Below are 3,677 nucleotides of genomic sequence, written 5' to 3'. Positions count from 1 at the left end.
AGGGAGCCCGTCATGTCGTGGTGCTCGAACCCCATGACCCGTTGGGCACGCATCTCCCAGGGATGGTCGTTGTGGCCATCCACCATCGGCACGTCGCGGTGCAGGCGCAGCGCGCGGCGGATGAGGGCGGAATCAGGGGCCTGCGCGGCGAGCGGCGCGGTGAGGACAAGGAGGCTCAGGAACGCGATCGTATTTTTCATGGCTTGGGACGATACCCGACTACCTCCGAGAAGCACAACGGGCGGCCCGAAAGGCCGCCCGCGCGCGTCAACGTCTTTTCTCTTCAACCTTCAACGCCTTCTTCTTCGTCAACCCTAGAAGATCAGACGCCCCGGGTTGAACACCCCATCCAACTCGTCCACGAACTCGAAGGCGCGGACGAAGATGCTGAGCAGCGCGGCGATCTCCACTTGGGTGAGCGCGTGACCGTTCGCCCCGGTGAAGGTGGGAGCGTCGCCGTTACCGGTCACGGTCGCCACGACCGTGCCGTTGTACTTGATCTGGAGGTCCACGGTGGTCGCAGTACCGGTGCCGACCAGCTGGATCGAGTTGTCGCGGCCGTGGCTGACCGTGACGTCGATGCTCGTGGACGCGTCCGATCCGCTGACCACGATGTCGATCACGACGCTGTTGGAGCCCTGGACATGGTAATTGACATCGAGCTGGCCCGCGCCGCCCTGGAAGCTGATCACGGTCTCCAGGTCGAAGTCCACGCGGTTGCCGCCGGTCACTCCGGCGAGGTACCCGACGGCCGAGAGGGTGACGCTCGTCTGCGTCGTGATGCCGCTGATGTCGTAGTCGGCGACCGTCTGCGTCCCGAACTTCACCAGCACGCCGATGACGTCGGCCTGGGGCGTGCTCTCGTCCGTCAGGTCCACGCTGCCGATCGTCGTGAGCGGGGATTCGCTCGGCATGCCGCTGATCGGATCGACGGCGTAGAGGATGAAGCGCACGCCGTCGGCCGGCGCGCCCGTCAGCGCGCTCTGCACGTACTTGTCCTGGACCGCGTCCCATGTGTAGGTCTTGCCGAGCACGTTGGCGGGGAAGAGCGCCTGAGCACCGCGCGGCGAGCGCACGGACGCGAAGAGCGACATCGCCGCGCGCCGCGCCGCCACCGTGGCCGCGAAGCTGGCGCGGTCGGCGGTGAGGGACCCGCTGAGCCGTGTGGGCAAGGTAGCCCGGAACGCCGAGACGGCCGCGAACGACTGGCCTGACAGCGCGCCCAGGCTCTGGAACGCCGCGTTGCCGGTGAGGGCGGTGGAGACGTCGGAGACGCTGGCGGCGACGTCGATCGGATTCACGGCCTCGGGGCCCACAGTATCACCGCCGCAGGCGCCGAGCGCGGCCAGGGCCGCGAGGGCGGCAACCGGTGTCAGACGCTTCAGGAGAGACATGGCAAGCTCCTTTGAGGTGGGTCTCATGAGGCCGGCGATAATGCTACCCCGCCAGCCCCACAATGGGCCGTGACACAAGCCACAAATCCATTGACGCCGCCGGGACCGCGTTGTTGCCCGCCCCGATCTACGCGGCCGAAGGCTTGGCCGCCTCGATCTCCTCGGCGGCACGCCTCAGAACCTCTATGATGCGCTTCGTGTATGCGTCATCGTTCCCGGCGCGCCAAGCATGACGATACGCCAGCGACGCCAGCCGGGCGAACGCCTGGTTCAGGTCGGCCATCGACCCTCCAGCGAAACCGCGCACCGCGTCGCGGACTCGATCGAGGATCTCGTCAATGGTGTCGCGGTGCTCATCGAGGAACTTCTCGCCCTCCGGCGTGATGTGGTAGACCTTCTTCCCCGCTTCCTCGACCACCCGCACGTAGCCTTGGTCTTCGAGCAGCTGGAGCGTAGGGTATACGGTGCCCGCGGACGGCGAGTACCAGCCGCCCATCTTCTCCTCGAGCGCCTTGATCACCTCGTACCCGTGCCGCGCCTTCTCCTTGAGAAGGCGCAGGATCACGTACTTTACCTCGCCAGACTCGAACATCTGCTGGCGGCGACGCGAACGGCCCGGTCCGCCCTTGCCCCCCGGGCCGCAGAAGGCCCAGAACCGCGGCCCGAACCCCGCCGCGAAGAGGTTGCCGAAATCCCAATCGTCCCGAGTCACAAGAGCCTCCTCTGCACGACGTATCGTGCGCTATAACGTACGGAATAACGTACGATATATCGCGTAATAGGTCAAGCCCGAGGCCTAATTGCGTGATGATGGCTCTAAGGTGTCGAGATGATGTTTGTCGCGCCGCCTAGCCGAGTGACATCGGCCACGGCCAGTGCGGGTTCGCCCCGATGAAGATGGCGGCACCGGCCAGGGCGATGTTCTTCCAGAACTGCGCTTCCTCGCCGGCACGCTGCATCGGGTCGGTGCGCTTCCAGAACGGGTGCATGATGAACGCGGTCGGGACGAGGAACGCGGCGAGGAGCGCGGTTCCGACCCTCGGATGGAAGCCGAGGAGCAGACTCAAGCCGCCGCCGAGCATCATGAGTCCGGTCACGATGACGGCGACCTCCGGCATCGGCACGTTGCCAACGGCCTTGGCGTAGCCCGCCATCCCTTTGAACCCGGTGAGGTGCCGGTAACCGTAGAGGATGAAGTACCAGCTGAACAGCACTCGGCCATGTGCGCGAGCTCGGGCATGTTCATCGTGCCGTCTCCCTCGTGGGTGGGTGCCCTTCAATCCTCCGTTTGCGCGGCCTCTTGTCAATAGCCCGCACCGCTCACTGCCGGCACGGGGCGTGGGGATCTGCGCGGGGACCGTCCACCACCGGCCGGTGATCGAGGTTCGCGATCGTGAGCGCGGCGTCCCGGACCAGGTTCGCCACCCGCGCGAAGCCGTCGTAGTCGATGTATTGCGGCTCGTCGGTCACCTGGTGGTAGTCGAGGTGTAGCCCCCGTGACAGCGCGACGGCCGGGATGCCGTAGCGGGCGTAGCTGTAGTGGTCGGCGCGGCAGTAGTACTGGCCCGGGTGTCCCGGCGCGTCGTACTCGTAGTTGAACCGGAACGGCGTTGGCTGGCGCGCGTTCACCGCTTCGAGGATGTCGCCGAACTCACGCGACAGCCGCCGCGCGCCCACCACCTCGATGTACTGCGGCCCGCCTTCTCCCGGCACGTCGGCGGCGGCGCCGCGGCCGATCATGTCGTCGTCGATCTCGGCGACGATGGAATCGCGTGGAACCGTGGGATGGTCGGTGAACCACGCCGAGCCGAGCAGCCCGCGCTCCTCGGCGGTGTGCGACACGAAGAGGATCGAGCGCCGGGGGCGCGGCCCCGCGGCGAGCGAACGGGCGATCTCGAGCAGCGCAACGGTGCCGGACCCGTCGTCGTCGGCGCCGTTGTAGATCGAGTCGAGCCGCGGCGGACGGATCGCGCGCAGGCTGTCACGGATGGCGCGGATCCGGGCCGCCTGGTCCGCGTTAGGCGTCGAGTCGGGCGAGTCAGCGCCCATGGGTCGCATCACCCGGTTGTGGGCACGGAGCGAGTCGTGGTCCACCGGCGAGCGGTCGAACCCGACGTGGTCGTGGTGCGCGGAGAGTGAGACGTAGGTGTTGCGGAGCGCTGGATCGGCGCCGCGCAGGATCGCCACGACGTTGCGCGCCGGGTACTGGACCGGTCCGCGCGCGATGCCTATCTCGCCGTGCACCGTGCGGCCGGCGGCGCCGGGGGTGAGCCCGGAGGGATC

General features: G+C 67.4%; 5 protein-coding genes. All 5 read right to left on the bottom strand.

The features are described 5' to 3' along the window. Positions 1-200: hypothetical protein (locus Q8Q85_09400; protein ID MDP3774469.1), on the bottom strand; the 200-nt coding region annotated here is incomplete at its 3' end. Positions 201-314: 114 nt separating this feature from the next. Further along, a complete protein-coding gene (locus Q8Q85_09395; GenBank protein ID MDP3774468.1) occupies positions 315-1,394 on the bottom strand; it encodes a hypothetical protein in 1,080 nt (359 codons plus the stop codon). Positions 1,395-1,521: 127 nt separating this feature from the next. Next, positions 1,522-2,106, bottom strand: coding sequence for a PadR family transcriptional regulator (locus tag Q8Q85_09390; protein ID MDP3774467.1), 585 nt, complete (start codon positions 2,104-2,106; stop codon positions 1,522-1,524). A 136-nt stretch (positions 2,107-2,242) separates the two neighbouring features. Further along, on the bottom strand, positions 2,243-2,608 hold the full coding sequence (locus tag Q8Q85_09385) for a DoxX family membrane protein (protein MDP3774466.1): 366 nt from the start codon (positions 2,606-2,608) through the stop codon (positions 2,243-2,245). A gap of 106 nt (positions 2,609-2,714) precedes the next feature. Further along, positions 2,715-3,677 (bottom strand): M28 family peptidase (locus Q8Q85_09380; GenBank protein MDP3774465.1); only part of this gene is annotated, 963 nt, incomplete at its 5' end.

Source organism: Gemmatimonadales bacterium (genome assembly GCA_030697825.1).
Taxonomy (GTDB): Bacteria; Gemmatimonadota; Gemmatimonadetes; order Gemmatimonadales; family JACORV01; genus JACORV01.
This window is presented reverse-complemented; position numbering and strand designations above follow the sequence as displayed.

Bases quoted from the DNA above. Each gene is read 5' to 3' on its own strand.
- Q8Q85_09395 (MDP3774468.1), bottom strand. From the start codon at position 1,394: ATGTCTCTCCTGAAGCGTCTGACACCGGTTGCCGCCCTCGCGGCCCTG.